Below are 18,561 nucleotides of genomic sequence, written 5' to 3' on the forward strand. Positions count from 1 at the left end.
ATCTCTAATCTGCACATCTTTATTTAATCCACCTCATCACCCTGCTCCACCTTATTTTATTTATTGATGGCGATTGCGCGTCCCAGCTCATCCATACAAAAAGGGCCTTGCCTACTATATGATCTTCGGGTACAAATCCCCAGTACCGTGAATCTACAGAATTATGCCGATTATCGCCCATCATCCAATAGTAGTTCATTTTAAATGTGTAGCTATTGGTTCTTATTCCGTTTATGGTGATGTTGTTCCCATCAACCTTTAATTTGTTGTGCTCGTAAACTTCAATTGCACGCCGGTAAAATGGCAGCGTAAGGCTGTCTAACTTCACCGTCCACCCTTGTTTTGGGATAATGATAGGGCCAAGGTTATCCGCGTTCCAGCGGTAATGCGGATTAAAAGGAAATTCTGCAGGATCATAAACACCCGCCGGCTGAATATTGGCCCTGATAGCTCTTATTTTCATATAATCTTTCAGCCGCGCTGCCGATTGTGCCGACATGTTCATCATATAATCTACCTGGGTAAACTGCTGCACGTTAGACAGGTGCAACTCATATATCATCTGCGGACGAAAAGTCTGGTTACTATCAACCGTGCTCACCATATATTCCATTTCGCCATTTGACGGCGTAAGTTCGGGTTTGCCATTGATGTACACCTGCGCATTAACTACACTCAACGTATCGCCAGGGCCACCCTGACAGCGTTTTATATAGTTTTCCTGCTTATCTACCGGCCGGTAATACGGCGAATCGGCCTCCATGGGATAATTAAAAACTACTACGTCGCCTTTTTTTACAGTGCTTAATCCCGGCAGACGAAAATATGGCAGTAGAAGTCCTCTCCAGTACGATGGGATATTGGTATTGGGCATGGTGTTATGCACAAACGGAAAGGAAACCGCCGTTATTGGCAACCGCGCACCATAATTAACTTTGCTTACAAATAAATAATCGCCCACCATTAAAGAACCTTCCATCGACGGGGTGGGTATAGTATAAGCTTCGATAAACAGGGTGCGGATAAGCGTAGCCGCCACAATAGCAAAAAGCACTGCTTCCGACCATTCGCGGGTGGTGGATTTCTGCAAATTGTTGCTGTACTTTTCGCGAAATTCATCGCTAAAAGCCAGCCCCAGGTACTGGGTACTTTTATCAAAGCCCCATTTAGGCAAATAGATGAATGGCAATACAACAACTGCCGCATGTTGCCATATGTTGAATTTACCGTACGATTTTACAAAATTGATGAGGATACTAAAACCGATTATTACATTAACGCCGGGTATAAAAAGAAAAAGCAGCAGCCACCAAGGCCTGCCGCTTAATTTTATCATGATATAAATGTTGTAAATAGGAATTACGGCCTCCCAACCCTGGCGACCAGCTTTTTCAAATAACCGCCATAAGCCGGCGGCTATTAAAATCATTAAAAGGGTCGCGATAATTTCAAACCCAATATAACCGGCTAACTCCATTAACTGAGGTTAGTCTTTAAAATCAAACATGGCATCAACCGGGTAAAAACCTTTTTTATCGTGGATCCACTCGGCGGCCAGTACGGCGCCAAGGGCAAAACCATTGCGGTTATGAGCGGTGTGCTTAAATTCAATGGTATCAACTTCCGAATCATAAATTACGGTGTGGGTACCCGGCACGCTGTCTATCCGCATAGATTCAATCAATAGCTGGTCTGGCGCAACGTTATCATCATCATGGTTATCATCTGTAGTTAACACATTAACCCATTCATTTTTAACGTCGAGGTTATTGATGATACCTTCGGCAATGGTGATGGCCGTACCGCTTGGGGCATCAAGCTTTTGGGTGTGGTGAATTTCTTCAACCTGTACATCATAGTACGGGTAACTGTTCATCACCTTAGCCAGCAAACGGTTAACATGAAAAAATATATTGACGCCTACACTAAAATTGGTGGCATATAATAAAGCGTTGTTACTGTCTTCGCATTTTTGTTTTACTTCTGCCAATTTATCATACCAACCGGTAGTACCTACCACAATGGGTACGCCTGCATTAAAGCAATGGTCTATATTGCTTAAAACAGATGCAGGCGTTGTAAACTCAATTACGGCATCGGCTTTTTGCAGGTTTTCGGGAGTAAGATCATGCATGTTGTCATGATCAATAGTTAATACAATTTCATGCTTGCGGCTAATGGCGATCTTTTCGATGATCTTGCCCATTTTTCCATAGCCCAGTAATGCTATTTTCATTCTATATTTTTTTCTGTGGTCTGAGATCTGTGGTCTGAGGTGAGTGATTTAGTGCATGATCTGAAGTTTGTTAAGTATAAAGAGTTCTGGCCTCTTACAGTTCTTCCTACAACAGACAACAGACCACTGACCACATATCTCATTAAAACGTAAAGGTAATTTTTACACCGGGAATATACGAACCATTTACACTTTGTGCGTAAACCGGCTGATTTATTACTGTTGGTGTAACTATCATGGAGAGGTTATTATCAACAGTATAAGCGTTAATAAACTTGGCATCAATATAAGCCTGCACGGTTTGTATGCCCCATGCACCCAATAAACCAAGGATACTTAAATCGCGGTTACGACGGTAGCCATCAACCGTATCATATATATTTTGATCGGGGATGCCTGTATAAGCTATATACTCGGCGTAATATTTATCTGTAGGTTTTGTAGGCGCTGGCAACGATCCGCGGCGGTATTTGGATAGCGTAACAAATTCTGTATAATAGTGCTGATTAAATATTACTGCCGATGTTAACAGCCCCATGCCTCCGTAAATAACAGGCACCCACCACCAACTGCGGTTATAAAGCTGCCCCCAGCCGGGTATCATTAACGAACGCATAACCGCTTTATGCGGGCTATGCGTACTATCCGGGTGATATTCTTTCTCTTTTTTTATCGGTGGCGCAAATGAACCGGGCGCTGTGTTAGAGGCCTTACGTACCGTATCGGCTTTTGGTGCCCGGGTGGTATCAATCCTTTGCGCATGAGCTGTAAAAGCAAATGCAATGATAAACCCGATGACTAACAAATATTTATACATAGTTATTGAATATTTAGTATCAAACAGTTAGTATCAAGTATCATGACATTTTTATACGTTTTAAAAATTTTGATACTTGATACTAACTACTTGATACTTTCTTTTACCAATCCAACATTTCAAGAATGCGGCCCAGATCGTCTTCAGACAGGAATGGAATTTCAATTACGCCATTGCCTTTGCTGCCCAACTTTAGGGTTACCCTTGTGCTAAACTTTGAAGCCAGGTCGTCCTGAATTTTTTGCAGTTGGTATGATACCGGCTCGGGTTGTTTGCCTTCTTTTTTTACCGGCGATTTCTGCATTTCCCGCACCAATTCTTCAACCTTACGAACGGATAAACCTTGCTGAATGATATGCTGATGTATAAATAATTGTTTTGCAGGGTCTTCTATAGTGATAAGCGCCTTGGCATGGCCCATAGTAAGCTCACCATCACGAATGGAAGCCTGGATGCTTGGCGGCAGTTTTAACAGACGCAGGTAATTGGTAACTGTCGACCGGTTTTTGCTCACCCTATCGCCCAGTTCTTCCTGTTTAAGGTTACATTCTTCAATCATACGCTGAAAGCTCAGGGCAACTTCAATAGCATTCAGGTTTTCGCGCTGGATGTTCTCTATCAAAGCCATTTCCAGCATTTGCTGGTCGTTGGCCGTACGTACGTATGCCGGTATTTGCGTTAAGCCGGCCAGCTTTGAGGCACGAAACCTGCGCTCGCCAGATATCAGCTGGTATTTATGCGCATTAACACGCCTTACCGTTATCGGCTGAATAAGGCCTTGTAACTTAATGGAATCAGCAAGCTCATTAAGGGCCTGCTCATCAAAATCGGTACGGGGCTGAAAAGGGTTCACCTCTATTTCAGCAAGGCGAATTTCATTAACCGAGCCCAGGCTATTCACCTCGGCAGCCGATGTGCTCGCTTCCTGCTGCTTAGTTTTATTTTGATAAGGTTGTACGTTTACAGAGTCATTTAACAGCGCACTTAATCCTTTGCCCAGGGCATTTCTTTTTTCACTACTCATGCGCTATACTATTGCTGTTGCCGTTTTTTCTTCGCCTTTAACAAGGCCATTTTTTTGGATTATTTCGCGGGCCAGATTTAAATAATTTATTGCTCCTTTACAGGTTGCATCATGCATAATAACCGATACGCCAAAGCTTGGGGCCTCGCTTAAACGGGTATTACGCTGTATAATGGTATCAAATACCATATCTTCAAAATGCGTGCGTACCTCATCAACCACCTGGTTGCTCAGGCGCAGGCGCACATCATACATGGTTAATAATATACCTTCAATCTCTAACTGCGGGTTAAGGCGCGACTGAACAATTTTTATAGTGTTCAGTAATTTGCCCAAACCCTCTAACGCGAAGTATTCGCACTGCACGGGGATAATTACCGAATCGGCAGCTGTTAATGCGTTAATGGTGATTAAACCTAATGATGGCGAACAGTCAATTATAATAAAATCGTATTCATCGCGCACGGCTTCAAATACTTGTTTCATTTTGTATTCGCGGCCGCTTAGGTTTATCATTTCTATCTCAGCACCAACCAAATCAATATGGGCAGGCAGCAGATCAAGATTTGGGGTTTCCGTTTTTTGGATGGCCTCGTGCGGATCAACCTGGTTTATGATACACTCATAAATACTATTTTTAATATTACGGGGATCGAAACCTATACCGGATGTTGAATTGGCCTGCGGATCTGCATCAACCAATAAAGTTTTAAAATCTAACACGGCTAAACTTGCAGCCAGATTTATAGATGATGTAGTTTTTCCTACGCCACCTTTCTGGTTGGCTAAAGCAATAATTTTACTCATTCTATATGTTCAATATTTGATATTACAATGATTTATAACAACGAAAAATAGATTCAGAAATTTCTACTTTCGTAAAGTTTTTATTTGGTGATAAAGATACGGATTTAAACAATTAGGAAATCCACAGGTTTAACCAATTTACAAACAATATTTAGTTAGTAAATACAGATGTGCAAATATGCAGATTACAGATGTGCATATTAAATTACTATCAAAACTCACTAACTCGCCCAATCATTAACTCACTAATTAATCAATGATAACTATTATATCATCTACAAACCGGCCCGGAAGTTCGACACTTAAACTGGCAAAATATTACCAGCAACAATTGCAGGCAAAAGGAGCCGAAGCCGGTTTATTATCATTGGAGCAATTGCCGGCCAACCTGCTGCAAACCGACCTGTATGGTAACCGTAGCCCAGAGTTTGAAGTAATACAGCATATTATAACCCAAACGGATAAGTTCCTTTTCATCATCCCCGAATATAACGGCAGCTATCCCGGCGTGTTAAAAGTTTTTGTAGATGCTTGCACCTTCCCCGAAAGCTTTTATGAGAAGAAGGCTGCGCTGGTGGGTATATCATCGGGCAAGTATGGCAACATCCGCGGGATAGATCATTTTACCGGTGTTTGCCACTATGTACACCTCAATGTAATGTCACTGAAATTGCATATCGCATCTATTAATAAGGAATTTGATGATAATGGCCAGCTTATAAGTGCCGATACGCTGAAGTTCACCAACGAGCAAATTGATAAGTTTATCGCTTTTTAGAGGGGGGGGGCACACTAATTAACCTACCTCTCTTAACCCACTTGTCATTCTGAGGCACGAAGAATCTACTCTACGGCAAGTATATCGCATAACAGATTCTTCGCTACGCTCAGAATGACAATACGTATAGATGCTTATCCTTACTCCTTATTCCAAAAATCCTTGTTCAAAAAGCTTACTGTACCAGCAATACCCATCCTGTTAACTTAGGAGTATCATTTTTAAGGTCGATGATGTAGTAGTAGGTGCCGGGTGGTAATACTTTGCCGTTATAGGTACCTTTCCAGGGTTTGCTGTAGCCAATGCTTTTAAACACCTGCTGGCCGTAGCGGTTAAATATGGTTAATAAACTCTGCGGATAAGTTTCCAGCGACTCTATTTGCCAGGTATCATTTATACCATCGGCATTGGGCGAAAAAGTGTTGGGGATCACCACTTTTTTAAATACTCGCACAAAAACGCTGCTGGTATCAATACCGCAGTTATAGCTTGATGTTACGGTGAGCGTGTACTTAATGTCATCGTGAGGCGTAGCTACGGGATTAAGTGCTGTTGGGTCGCTCAGGTAATCGGTTGGCGACCATGAATAAATATCGGCGTTTTTCGCTGTAGCATCCAACGTTACCGATTGCCCTTCAAAGATCTTCTTTTTAATCCCTGCATTTGCTGTTGGCGGCGGCAGCACATTTACGGTTATTGTTTTAGTATCAAAGCAATCGGCATTACTGCTCACTTTAACAGTATATACCGTCGTATCTGCAGGTGTGGCTATAGGATTAGCTATCGATGGATTGGATAATCCTGCTGTAGGTGTCCAGCTATAGGTGACATTGCCGGGGGTTGACACATTGAGCTGAGTTGATGCTCCTACACAAATAGATACAGGATTAAAATCACCCTGAATTACAGGCTTTTTATTAACTGTAAGCGTTGTGGTTTTAGAAGCTAAACAGCCCCCCGCCGATGTTACCGTAACCTTATAAGTACCCGCGTCTGCAGGAGTTACCACGCTAAAAACAAGCGGATTCTGGTCCTTATTAGCTGCAGTTATCCCAGGGCCTTCCCATTCGTAGCTAACGCCGCCCGAGGCGGTAATGGTATACGCATCACCTTCGCAAACCGAAGCCGGCGATATATCGGGTACAACCGGAAGATCATTTACGGTTATGGAAAGCGGATCGGAAAAAACCTTGCAGGTTGATGAATTTATATTGTCGCCCTCGGCAGCGGCCAACCTGTATTGATAAGTTCTTGCAATGTTGCTGCTAATTGGAAAAGTATAACTTGGATTTGTTGTGTTAGGTATATCTGTCCACCCGCTGCCATCTATATTTCGCTGCCATTGAACTTTAGGATTAGTATAACCGGGCCCCAACTCTTCCTTAACGGTATAAGATTTATTATCGCCTACGCATTGATCTTTAGGCTGAGTGTCATCTACAGTAGTAAACCCTCTTTTAATAATTGGACCGCATGCACGAAAATTTATATCGTCAAGTAACAAGTCATTACCTCCCCCTCCGGGTGCTTGATTTGTTATTTTCAACACTACCTGGTTGTCTGTGGCACGGGTTTTAAAAGTTAAGTGCTCCCTAACCCAATCATCAACACTTGCCGAGGGCGGTATATCCCCGGTAATAAGCGGATCCACTAAGGGTGTTCCGTCAAGTGCCTCTATAGAAAATTTGAGATTAGGTTGTATTGCCCCCCCGCTCCCGATAAGGTTCAGTACATATGCAGAAAATTCATAGATAGTATTACCGCATAATAAAGGAGGAGTAACTTTGGTAAAAAAAACGCTTGGGGTATAAGAAGCGTTAATTAACATCATATAACCATTTACATCGCCCGTATGGTCATGCGGAACTAAGCGCCATCCTCCTCCCGGGCGGCAATTATTTCCATTCCCCAAGTTAACATTGTTTACCAGTGTATACTGACCATCTTCGGGGCAAACGGTCACATATTGCATGTCAGTTCCTGTAGTTGCAGGACCGGGGTTACTTGCACCGGCACCAAAGGTTTCGCTCACCACCGGATCACCTAACGCACCCTCGCAAGTATATACTTGTGCCTTACTTTGTAAAAAAGCAAAAGAAAAAACAAACAGTAAAAATAATTTTAGGATATGCAATCGCATTATTGGTTTAACGCTTAAAACGTTAGCCATCAAAATTATATTTTTTTATCAATTAGTGTGTATAAATCACACGGTAACAGACATTATATTTAATTGCGGCGAATAAAAACACTTTCGCAACTAAAAAATCGGGGAAAGGCAAATAAGGACTTTATTGAATGTAGTTTTGGTTTCTAACATGAACTCCCTTGCTTTCCAGGGCTTTTTTCAAAGCACGCCAATTTTTGTCCCATAATTTACCCGCTTTATAAACATTGCTTTTAAAATCCTTCGTTATTATTCTCAGCGGATTAGGCCGCTTGTTGCCAGGCATTTCAAATACTGCTTCCTTAATTTCGGTAAGTTTAAACAGTTCCTTTTTCCAGAATAGATTATGATTTTTCACTATCAAGTAATTATCCGAAACACCAAAATAATACATGGTACCTGAAATTCCCCTAAAACAAATCCATCCTAAAACAATAAAAAGCAACCATCCTACTTGAAAATGATTTATAATCCCAAGATAAAGTAACAGAAATAAAGAAAGCCATATTATAATCCCCCGATGATTAAGAAACTGGGCAGACTTATAATAAACAAATTTTTCGTTGACAACGTCAGATAAATCCGGACGATGCAATTCATATTCTGGAATTTCATCCTGCCCGATAACGTGACGCGCTATGAATCTTTTTACTGGAGCTATATTAGTGTAAAGATCATCATACAGGTAAATATCCGGCCCGCCTATAAACTGAATTTTCATACCCTCAGTGATACCGGTAAATTTAATACCAGGTCTTTTTCCCGATAGTTCAATATGAGCTAAATCAGTCCACAGAAATCTTCTTCTTCCTCGTAAAGTTATGCCGCTTAAATCAACCGTGAACGAGGGCATTACCATATAAGACTGATATATGAGATAAATTCCCGTTAATACATAAGCACTCCCCATAAATAACATTCCTATTTTACCAGAGTTGCCAATGCCTTCATTATAAAGAGATAGCGCCAAAGCACCAAGAATAATGAAGATCAGTATCATTGGAAGCATTGTCGAACAAAACTTGTCAATACTCCTTTTGCTTTTTATCTCGTCCATAAACAATTACTCCTTCCTATAGTCCTTATGCACAATTAAAAAGCTGGCGCGTTCTTCTTTGTGGAATGGGATATTCCAGTTGCCCTGGTAGGTGATTTTTACGGGGAGTAACTCACCTTGATAGTTATTGAGTTCAATATCCATCTGCACGTTAAAATCCACAAAGATATTGCTGAATTTCATATCGATATAGCGACCAAGGATCTGGAATGTACGTTCATCAAAAATGGTGGTCATTTCCTTTATCATGGTGTCGCCGTCAGATGTGCTTGGCTTGGTTATTACCTTAAAGCGATAAACGGGTATCGTATCCAGGTATTTACCACGGGCAAATTCATAGCGGTAAAATTCTCGCATATCTGGCGAAAATATTTCAGTTTTGCTACTGATAAATGGGATGCCTTTTACTTTACGACCGGGTGTAAAAATGAGTGTTTTGAGCTTGTCTTTGTAGGATTCATTCTTCCCGCCCGAGCCCGGCAGCGCTTCGCCCTTTGTAAAATCGGAGTTGTAGGCGTTCATGAATATAAAGTCGAACATCTCTACCGTGTATAGCTGATACTTTCCGTTTTTCTTGTAAACGCTCCCGCTGTCCTGCTTAGCCACAAACTCAATTTTATGCTTACCGGCGGCGTTGCTATGCAGCAGTTTCCGGTAGATCTTCCCGTCTACCTTGTTCTTTTTATCGTAGGTAAATATGCGGTTCTCGGCGGTGAACGCATAGTTTTTCATGTTCTGAAAAGCCTTGTAAAAGCCCGTATCGGCCATCACTGCATCGATAAAATCCTGTGCATTTAACTTGTGCGACCGGATGTTAATAGCCGAATCTATAACGATAGTTTTAATGGTATCCGGATTAAAACGCTGGATCTGCTGGGCAAATACCAGGCTACCGGAGAAAATTAAAGCAAACAGCAGTAGAAATTTCTTCATAGATAGTTCATTGGTTCATTAGCTCACTCGTTCATTGGGCCATATTTACTAATGAACCGGTGAACTAATGAACAAATGAACTTTATATTAGTTACCTAACTGTTTGATGGCCAGATAAGCCATCAAGCCAGTGCTAATTCCGAAGGCGCTTTCTTCCACATCAAAAGTGGGGGTGTGTACTGACGAGGTGATACCGCGGGCCTCGTTGCGGGTACCTAAGCGGTAAAAACAACTGTCGGCAGCTTGTGAGTAGTAGGCAAAATCTTCGGCGGCCATCCATATATCAAGATCGAGCACGTTCTCTTTACCCAGGTAATCCTCTGCATGGCCGCGGGTTGCGGCGGTAAGCACCTCTTCATTGATCAGGAAAGGGTAACCCCTCATGATGTTAAAATCACAGCTGCCACCCATACTTTCGGCAATGCCTTCCGCCATCTTTTTCATGCGTTTGTGGGCTTCTTCGCGCCATTTTTCGTCCATTGTGCGGAAAGTACCCTCCATGTAAACCTCATTAGGGATTACATTGGTGGCACCGTTGGCTATCACTTTACCAAACGATAATACCGACGGGCTTTTAGGATCGGCGAAGCGGCTAACTACTTGTTGTAAGGCCGTTAATATATGGGCGGTGATGATCACCGGATCGATATTTTGCTGGGGCTGGGCACCGTGGCCGCCTTTACCTTTAACGGTAACGTAGATCTCATCCGTAGAGGCCATATATTTCCCAGCACGGAAGCCTACCTTACCGGCATCAATCAACGGCATAACATGCTGACCTAAAACGGCCTGCGGTTTCGGATTTTCCAATACGCCCTCGGCAATCATGAGGCTTGCGCCACCCGGTAACTTCTCTTCGGCAGGCTGAAATATAAGCTTTACAGTACCTGCAAACTGGCTTTTCAGCTCGGTTAATATGCGGGCAGTACCCAGTAACGATGAAGTATGCGCATCATGACCGCAGGCGTGCATAACGCCAATATTTTTTGATTTGTAGGGTACATCATTAGCCTCGGTAATGGGCAGGGCATCCATATCGGCGCGCAGGGCAACTACCTTATCTGAAGGCTTATCGCCCTTTATAAGTGCAACAAGGCCCGTGTCGGCCATACTAACATATTCTAAACCAAGCTCTCCCAGTTTACCGGCAACAAATGCCGAGGTTTGCTGCTCATGGAACGACAACTCGGGGTTGGCATGCAGGTGGCGACGGTTGGCTACCACATCATCAAATATTTTTTTGGATAATTCCTGTATCTGCTCTTTAATCATTATCTGCGTCGGTTTTGGGAGGGTTTATTTTTTCGGAAATGATAAACAGGCTCGGGAATTTATTCCGGATATCCTGGATCAATTTTTCGGCTTCCAGGCGCGACCTGAAATCACCGGCGCGAACCTTAAAATTGGGTTCGCTGTAAAGTATGTAGGTACGCAACTCGGGGTGCTCATTTTGCATACGGGCCTGGGCATTATAAGCATCCTTACGGTTAGAGCCGCTGAAGAATTGCACCCGGTAACCATAGGCTGAAAAAGTGCCCGGCAAAACGCCTTCTGTTACTTTATTAAGGGTAAAGCGCTTGGCAATCAACGTATCAACCAAAGGGTCTTTTATTACCTCAACCTTGCCGCGGGTTTGCTGGGCAAAGGCTTGGGCCGATGCCACTATCAGCAAAAAGAAAAAGCAGCATTTGATGAGGCTTTTGTAAGCTTTATGATCAAATGCTGCTTTTTTCATGTGTTATATTTTAAAAGATTTTGTCATTCTGAGCATAGCGAAGAATCTAATTGCCGATTGCATAGCTCGCTAATAGATCCTTCACTACGTTCAGGATGACAAACTGTGTTCCCTTAATTCTGCCCTACGCCGTGGCAGTTTTTGTATTTTTTACCGCTACCGCAAGGACAAGGGTCGTTACGGCCAATTTTTTGTTCGACGCGTACTGGGGTAGTTTTTTGCTGCTCCTGAAAATCATCAAGCGGGATACCGCTTTCGCTTACCATTTCGGCTTTGATGGTTTTCATTTTACGCAGGTCAAGCTTTGGTTCCGGCTTTGCTTCGCGCACCTCTTCGGCTTGCTGCTGAACCGGGATACCTCCCCTGAACAGGAAGCTTACGATCTCTTTATTTACGTTGGCCAGCATCCCCCTGAATAGTTCAAAAGCTTCAAACTTGTAAACCAACAGCGGATCCTTTTGCTCATAAACCGCGTTTTGTACAGATTGTTTTAACTCATCCATTTCGCGCAGGTGCTCTTTCCAGGCATCATCAATAAGATAAAGGGTAACGTTTTTCTCAAACGATTTAAACACCTCATGGCCGTGGTTTTCAATAGCCTTTTTAAGTGGTACAGAAACCTGGATGCCGTGAATACCGTCGCTAAACGGAACCACAATATTTTCTACATACTGGCCGCGGGTATCAAACACATCTTTAAGTACCGGGAATGCCTGTTGGGCAATGGCCTCAGATTTTCGTTTGTAGAAATCCATTACCGTTTGGAAAGTAACATCGGTAAGGTTAACTATTGATTTTGATGCAAACTCATCAATGCTCATTTCGATATCAACTGAGAACAAACGGATCACCTCAAGCCTAAAGCCTTCGTAATTGTTGGCTTCTTTATATTCGGTAACGATATCCTCAACTACATCAAAAATGGTATTGCTCAAATCCACATCCAAACGATCACCAAACAGGGCATTTTTACGTTTGGTGTAAATAACGGTACGCTGTGAGTTCATCACATCATCATACTCCAGCAAACGCTTACGGATACCGAAGTTGTTTTCTTCTACCTTTTTCTGCGCACGCTCAATTGATTTGGAGATCATAGAGTGCTGAATAACTTCGCCTTCCTCGATACCCATACGCACCATCAGGTTAGAGATCCGCTCTGATCCGAATAAACGCATCAAGTTATCCTCTAACGATACGAAGAACTGGGAAGAACCCGGATCGCCCTGGCGACCTGCACGACCACGTAACTGCCTGTCTACACGACGGCTTTCATGGCGCTCGGTACCTACAATGGCCAAACCGCCAGCTGCCTGTACGCCTTCGCCAAGTTTAATATCCGTACCACGACCAGCCATATTGGTAGCAATAGTAACCGTACCAGTTTGCCCAGCTTCAGCCACAATATCGGCCTCTTTCTGGTGCATTTTGGCATTCAGTACGTTATGTTTAATGCCACGCAGTTTAAGCATACGGCTCAATAATTCAGAAATTTCTACCGATGTGGTACCCACCAATACCGGGCGACCGGCCTGTGTAAGTGTCACTATCTCATCGGCAACGGCATTATATTTTTCGCGGATGGTACGGTATACCAAATCTTGCCTGTCCTCGCGGCTTGCAACAGTATTTGTTGGTATTTCTACTACATCCAGCTTGTATATCTCCCAAAACTCACCAGCCTCGGTTACGGCAGTACCCGTCATACCGCAAAGTTTGTGGTACATACGGAAGTAGTTTTGCAAAGTAATGGTAGCAAAGGTTTGCGTAGCATCCTCTACCTTAACATTTTCTTTTGCTTCGATAGCCTGGTGTAAACCATCGGAGTAACGGCGGCCATCCAATACACGGCCTGTTTGCTCATCAACAATTTTAACTTTGCCTTCGTCCAAAATATATTCGGTATCTTTTTCAAACAAGGTGTAAGCCTTCAGTAACTGATTTACCGAGTGAATACGTTCAGATTTGATAGAGAAATCGCGCATCAGCTCATCCTTACGGGCTATTTTATCTTCGGCGCTCAGGCTTGATTTTTCAATTTCGGCAATTTCGGTACCTACATCAGGCATCACAAAGAAGTGAGGGTCTTCGCCCGATGCAGTAATTAGTTCGATACCTTTTTCGGCCAGTTCAACCTGGTTATTTTTTTCGTCGATAATAAAGAAAAGTTCGGCATCAACCTTAGGCATATCCTTACCCTGATCCTGCATGTAATGGTTCTCAACCTTCTGTAAAGTAGTACGGTTACCGCCTTCACTCAGGAATTTGATAAGCGCCTTGCTTTTTGGCAAACCTCTGTAAGCACGCAATAAGGCTAAGCCACCACCTTCGGCATCAGTATCACCGGCATTAATTGCCTTTTTGGCATCATTCAATACTTGGTTAACATAAGTTTTTTGGGCATTAACCAAACGCTCAATGCGTGGTTTTAATTCATAAAACTCGTGCTCGTCGCCTCGTGGTATAGGGCCAGATATAATTAACGGTGTACGGGCATCATCAATCAATACTGAATCGACCTCATCCACCATCGCAAAATGCAATCTTCTTTGTACCAGTTCTTCGGGACTGCGTGTCATGTTGTCACGCAGGTAATCAAAACCAAACTCATTATTGGTACCAAAAGTAATATCGGCAAGGTAGGCTTTGCGGCGATCTTCAGAATTTGGCTCGTGCTTATCAATACAATCAACAGATAAACCATGGAACTCATATAATGGCCCCATCCACTCACTATCCCTGCGGGCCAGGTAATCATTCACGGTTACAATGTGTACACCCTGCCCGGCAATAGCATTAAGGTATGCAGGCAGCGTAGCTACCAGCGTTTTACCCTCACCCGTTGCCATTTCAGATATTTTACCCTGGTGCAATACAACACCACCTATCAACTGTACATCGTAATGTACCATGTTCCAGGTAACTTCATTACCGGCGGCAAGCCAGGTATTGTGGTGTACGGCTTTATCACCTTTTATTATAACGTTGCCCTTGCGTGCAGCAAGTTCACGGTCAAAATCGGTAGCGGTAACTTCAATGGTTTTGTTGCCTGAAAAACGGCGGGCGGTTTCTTTAACAACCGCAAAAGCCTCTGGCAATATATTTAACAATATATCTTCCAGTTCTTTATTACGGTCTTTCTCCAGTTTATCCAGCTGGGTATATAGCTCCACCTTTTCGCTCACGTCAAGGTCGGGTTCATTTTCGGTACGGTCTTTAATAGCTTGTATTTCGCTATCAATACCAGAAAGCCCCTGGGCAATTGTTTCTTTAAAATCTATTGTTTTAGCTCTAAGCTCATCATTGCTGATGTTATCGAGTTTTGCAAATTCGGCCTTAATTTTTTCAACTAAGGGCCTGATACTTTTTACATCCCGCTCTGATTTGCTTCCAAAAAGCTTACTGATAAAATCTAACATATTATTTTGATATGATCCTACAAACTCAACAATTGCGCCAACGCAAGTGATAAAGCCATATTGACAGGTAAAGGTACGGTTTTAGTTTTGAGTTTTAAGGGGTCGCCCCCTCTAAATCTCCCCCAAAAGAGGAGACTTCAAGAACAATTTAATTACTTATAATAGTACTTTATAAAATGGCCCCATGCTTAAAAGCCCTCTCCTTTGGAGAGGGTTGGGTGAGGCGCTACAACAACGCCAGCACATCAACCTTATCCTGGGCGAGTTGTACTTTCAGTTCATCAAGCGATGAAAACTTAACATCGCCCCTAACATAATGGTGAAATTCCATTTTTATGGACTGGTTATAGATCTCCTGGTCGAAATCAAAGATATTTACTTCGATGTTGCGTGTGAGGCCGTTAACCGTTGGGCGGGTGCCTATGTAGGCCATGCCCTTATAGGTTTCGCCGGCTATGGTAACGGTTACCGCAAAAATACCATCAGATGGGATAAGCTTGTACTTTTCCTCCACAACAATATTTGCCGTTGGATAGCCGATTTGCCTGCCAATCTGATCGCCGCGAACTACCTTACCACTAATGTGAAAGGGGTACCCTAAAAAGGTATTGGCCAGGTCTATCTCGCCGTTTAACAGCGCTTTACGGATACGGGTTGAACTGATAGCCACCTCATTGATATCCTGTTCGGGAATTTCTACCACATCAAAACCATAAACCGGACCAAGCTTTAGCAGATCGACTAAGCCGCCCTGCCTGTCTTTCCCAAAACGGTGATCGTAGCCTATTACTATTTTTTTTGTACCTATTTTATTTACCAGCACATCGCGGATGTAGCCCTCTGCCGTCTGGTTGCTAAAATCACGGGAAAAAGGCGTGATGATTAAATGATCTACACCTAATTCTTCCATTAGCTGGGCCTTCTCGGTGATGGTAGTTATCAGCTTTATGCTTTCATCCTCGGGATGCAGGATCATGCGCGGGTGCGGAAAAAAGGTAAGGATAACGGTTTCGCCATTGATCTCCTTAGCCAGTTCATTGATGCGTGAAATTATTTTACGATGCCCTATGTGTACCCCATCAAACGTGCCGATAGTTACTACTGCATTTTTTACGGCTGTAAACTCGTTGATATTATTATAAACCCTCATCTTATGCGTAAAAACACAAAGTTAGTTTTTTAGTTGAGCAGACTTACGGAGCCTGAAATTTTGACAGGAAAATGTAAAACTACTCACCATCCCCATCTGCCACCTGCACTTTTGGCTCTTTTAAGGCCCTTATGGTATTTACCAATTCCATCACTTCCCAGGCATCGGCCACCAAATAATTACCGCTGCGCGTGCGGCGCAGTTTAGACAGATAGGCCCCGTTACTCAACGTAGCCCCAAAATCATGCACCAGCGAACGGATATAAGTACCCTTGCTGCAAACCACCTTGAAATCAACCTCGGGCAGTTCAATACGAGTTAACTCAAACGTACCGATGGTTACGGCACGCAGGCGGCGTTCCACTTCCTCGCCACGGCGGGCCTTTTCGTATAGCCGCTCGCCATCTATCTTAATGGCCGAGTGTGCCGGCGGATATTGCTGAATATCACCTGTAAACTGCGCGCAATTATTACGCAGCTGCTGTTCGGTAAGTTGGCTGGTATCAAATTTATTGTCGGGCTCGGTTTCCATATCGTACGATGGCGTGGTAGCGCCAAGCACCATGGTACCGGTATATTCTTTTTCTTCGGCCTGGAAGGTGTCTATCTGCTTGGTCATTTTTCCGGTGCAGATAATGAGCAGACCTGTAGCCAGTGGATCAAGCGTACCTGCATGCCCCACTTTTAATTTAAGCGGCTTAAATGAATTGCGAATTTTGCCCACAACGTCAAAGCTGGTCCACCCATAGGGCTTATTAACCAGCAGCAACTGACCTTCGGCAAATTCTTCTATTTTGGAGTACGTGTTCTTCAATTTGATAATTAAAGCGGCAAAGGTAGGGAAATTGTTGGAACCGGGGGACGCAGAGTTTACTCACCCGACCATCGCTACGCTTGGTCCCCCTCTCTTCGCCTTCGGCGGAAAGAGGATTGCAGGATCTGAGATTCCTTGCGCTCGTTTGTAACGAGTGCTTAAAGTGTTTTTGCGTTTACAACGCTTCGTCGCGATGCAATCGCGTAACCGTGTTAAGCACTCGTTACAAACGAGCGCAAGTGAGATGGATAGTATTGATATTACTAAGGAGAATAGAAAGAGAAAAGGTGTCTTCACCCTCTTTCCAGCGAAGCTGAAGAGAGGGTCGCCGCACGAAGTGCCGGCGGGGTGAGTCGAACCGATAGCAGAGCCTCCCTTATAAGATCTCCAGTTGATGCCCGCTTGCAATAAGCCCGATAATTACGGCGCCCACAATTATACGGTACCAGCCAAACAAACGAAAGCCTTTACGCTCCAAAAAGGTAATAAATGATTTAATGGCCAGCATGGCTATTATAAACGCAATGATATTACCAATAATCAGGAATTTTATCTGATCGGCGGTAAAAAGTGGTGTGTGATCTTTATGATAATCCCATATCTCTTTTAAAGTAGCACCAAACATGGTGGGTACTGCCAGGAAAAATGAAAATTCGGCTGCGGCAGTACGGGTTAACTTTTGGCTCATACCCCCAACAATGGTAGCTGCCGAACGTGATACTCCCGGTATTACTGCAAGACATTGAAATAAACCCACCTTGAATGCGGTAGCATAGCCTATTTGCTGCTCTTCCTTAACATCTGTTTTGTTAAACCATTTATCAACAAATAACAATATAATACCGCCTACCAACAGGGATACTGCTACCACCATTGGGCTTTCCAGTAAGGCATCTATGTGCTTTTTAAACAATACCCCAACAATCACCGCCGGGATAACGCCCACTACCAACTTAAAGTAAAAATCTATCGACTTTAAAAATCGCTTGTAATATAAAACAACTACCGAAAGAATAGCACCCAACTGAATAGCAACCTCAAATAGTTTTACAAAATCGTCTTTCCCTATTCCGAGTATTGAAGAGGCTATAACCATGTGCCCGGTTGATGACACGGGTAAAAATTCTGTTAAGCCTTCAATTATGGCAAGTACAATTACGTGAATTAAATTCATGGGGTATTGTGGTAGGGTTGAGTGGTTGATTAGGTGAGTAGTGAAGGTTGATTGAGTAAAGAGCGTTGAATAGCTAATCAACCACTCATCAAATCAACCATTCGCCAATTTATTGAGCCGACGGCTTTTTTAATATAGCAAAAAAGCCTAATGCGAAACCGGCTAATACTACTATTGGCGCTATAACTATTTTGGTGTTGCTGTAAATATCGGTAGTACCAGACATCAGCACAAAACCAAATGCTACAACAGCCACACTAATGATGAGTAACCTGTAATTGCTTTTATCAAATATAAATTTAACCTGCTCGGTGCTGGTTGATTTTGCTGCAGGCGCTGTAGTTTTTACAGTTGCAGACGGTTTAACTTGTTGTGCCATGTTTTTAATTAGCGAATTATTGATTTAGTGAATTGGTGATTTTTTCCGTTTCACTCACTTAATATTTTTAT

At 43.0% G+C, this 18,561-nt stretch carries 16 protein-coding genes; 1 reads left to right on the forward strand and 15 read right to left on the reverse strand.

Annotated elements, in window-relative coordinates; genetic code table 11:
• Positions 1–19 precede the first annotated feature (19 nt).
• The 5 genes from lepB to BLS59_RS15200 all read right to left on the reverse strand — a co-directional run bounded on the left by lepB (position 20) and on the right by BLS59_RS15200 (position 4,884).
• Positions 20–1,477, reverse strand: coding sequence for a signal peptidase I (gene lepB / locus BLS59_RS15180; protein WP_240315247.1), 1,458 nt, complete (start codon positions 1,475–1,477; stop codon positions 20–22).
• A 9-nt stretch (positions 1,478–1,486) separates the two neighbouring features.
• Entirely contained in the window at positions 1,487–2,236 is a 750-nt protein-coding gene (gene dapB / locus BLS59_RS15185) for a 4-hydroxy-tetrahydrodipicolinate reductase (protein WP_091150133.1), read from the reverse strand.
• A 142-nt stretch (positions 2,237–2,378) separates the two neighbouring features.
• Entirely contained in the window at positions 2,379–3,053 is a 675-nt protein-coding gene (locus BLS59_RS15190) for a DUF5683 domain-containing protein (RefSeq protein ID WP_091150134.1), read from the reverse strand.
• A 103-nt stretch (positions 3,054–3,156) separates the two neighbouring features.
• Positions 3,157–4,077, reverse strand: coding sequence for a ParB/RepB/Spo0J family partition protein (locus tag BLS59_RS15195; RefSeq protein WP_091150135.1), 921 nt, complete (start codon positions 4,075–4,077; stop codon positions 3,157–3,159).
• A gap of 3 nt (positions 4,078–4,080) precedes the next feature.
• Positions 4,081–4,884, reverse strand: a complete 804-nt coding sequence (locus BLS59_RS15200) for a ParA family protein (protein WP_091150136.1) — start codon at positions 4,882–4,884, stop codon at positions 4,081–4,083.
• Between the two features lie 256 nt (positions 4,885–5,140).
• Between BLS59_RS15200 and BLS59_RS15205 the strand changes: the two genes are divergently transcribed.
• On the forward strand, positions 5,141–5,662 hold the full coding sequence (locus BLS59_RS15205) for an NADPH-dependent FMN reductase (RefSeq protein WP_091150137.1): 522 nt from the start codon (positions 5,141–5,143) through the stop codon (positions 5,660–5,662).
• Between the two features lie 175 nt (positions 5,663–5,837).
• Here the strand turns inward: BLS59_RS15205 and BLS59_RS15210 are convergent, their stop codons facing one another.
• The 10 genes from BLS59_RS15210 to BLS59_RS15255 form a co-directional block, all read right to left on the reverse strand.
• On the reverse strand, positions 5,838–7,802 hold the full coding sequence (locus tag BLS59_RS15210; protein ID WP_162842648.1) for a T9SS type B sorting domain-containing protein: 1,965 nt from the start codon (positions 7,800–7,802) through the stop codon (positions 5,838–5,840).
• A gap of 151 nt (positions 7,803–7,953) precedes the next feature.
• Positions 7,954–8,886, reverse strand: a complete 933-nt coding sequence (locus BLS59_RS15215; protein ID WP_091150139.1) for a hypothetical protein — start codon at positions 8,884–8,886, stop codon at positions 7,954–7,956.
• Positions 8,887–8,892: 6 nt separating this feature from the next.
• Positions 8,893–9,819 carry a hypothetical protein gene (locus BLS59_RS15220; protein WP_091150140.1) on the reverse strand — a complete coding sequence of 309 codons (927 nt, stop codon included), beginning with the start codon at positions 9,817–9,819 and terminating at the stop codon, positions 8,893–8,895.
• An 87-nt stretch (positions 9,820–9,906) separates the two neighbouring features.
• Positions 9,907–11,091, reverse strand: coding sequence for a M20 metallopeptidase family protein (locus tag BLS59_RS15225; RefSeq protein ID WP_091150141.1), 1,185 nt, complete (start codon positions 11,089–11,091; stop codon positions 9,907–9,909).
• A complete protein-coding gene (locus BLS59_RS15230) occupies positions 11,084–11,554 on the reverse strand; it encodes an SPOR domain-containing protein (RefSeq protein WP_091150142.1) in 471 nt (156 codons plus the stop codon). The genes BLS59_RS15225 and BLS59_RS15230 overlap by 8 nt, the downstream gene beginning before the upstream one ends.
• Before the next feature lie 113 nt (positions 11,555–11,667).
• Complete coding sequence (secA, locus tag BLS59_RS15235; protein WP_091150143.1) at positions 11,668–14,973, reverse strand: preprotein translocase subunit SecA; 3,306 nt, start codon at positions 14,971–14,973, stop codon at positions 11,668–11,670.
• A 226-nt stretch (positions 14,974–15,199) separates the two neighbouring features.
• Positions 15,200–16,123: a bifunctional riboflavin kinase/FAD synthetase gene (locus BLS59_RS15240; protein WP_091150144.1), complete on the reverse strand. Its 924-nt coding sequence runs from the start codon at positions 16,121–16,123 to the stop codon at positions 15,200–15,202.
• A gap of 79 nt (positions 16,124–16,202) precedes the next feature.
• A complete protein-coding gene (gene truB, locus BLS59_RS15245; protein ID WP_240315248.1) occupies positions 16,203–16,937 on the reverse strand; it encodes a tRNA pseudouridine(55) synthase TruB in 735 nt (244 codons plus the stop codon).
• Between the two features lie 376 nt (positions 16,938–17,313).
• The gene (locus BLS59_RS15250; protein ID WP_091150146.1) at positions 17,314–18,111 is read right to left on the reverse strand and encodes an undecaprenyl-diphosphate phosphatase; all 798 of its coding nucleotides are present in this window, start codon (positions 18,109–18,111) and stop codon (positions 17,314–17,316) included.
• 109 nt (positions 18,112–18,220) lie between these two features.
• Positions 18,221–18,490: a DUF3098 domain-containing protein gene (locus tag BLS59_RS15255; protein ID WP_091150147.1), complete on the reverse strand. Its 270-nt coding sequence runs from the start codon at positions 18,488–18,490 to the stop codon at positions 18,221–18,223.
• Positions 18,491–18,561: the final 71 nt, after the last annotated feature.

It is taken from the genome of Mucilaginibacter pineti, from assembly GCF_900101875.1.
GTDB lineage: Bacteria > Bacteroidota > Bacteroidia > Sphingobacteriales > Sphingobacteriaceae > Mucilaginibacter > Mucilaginibacter pineti.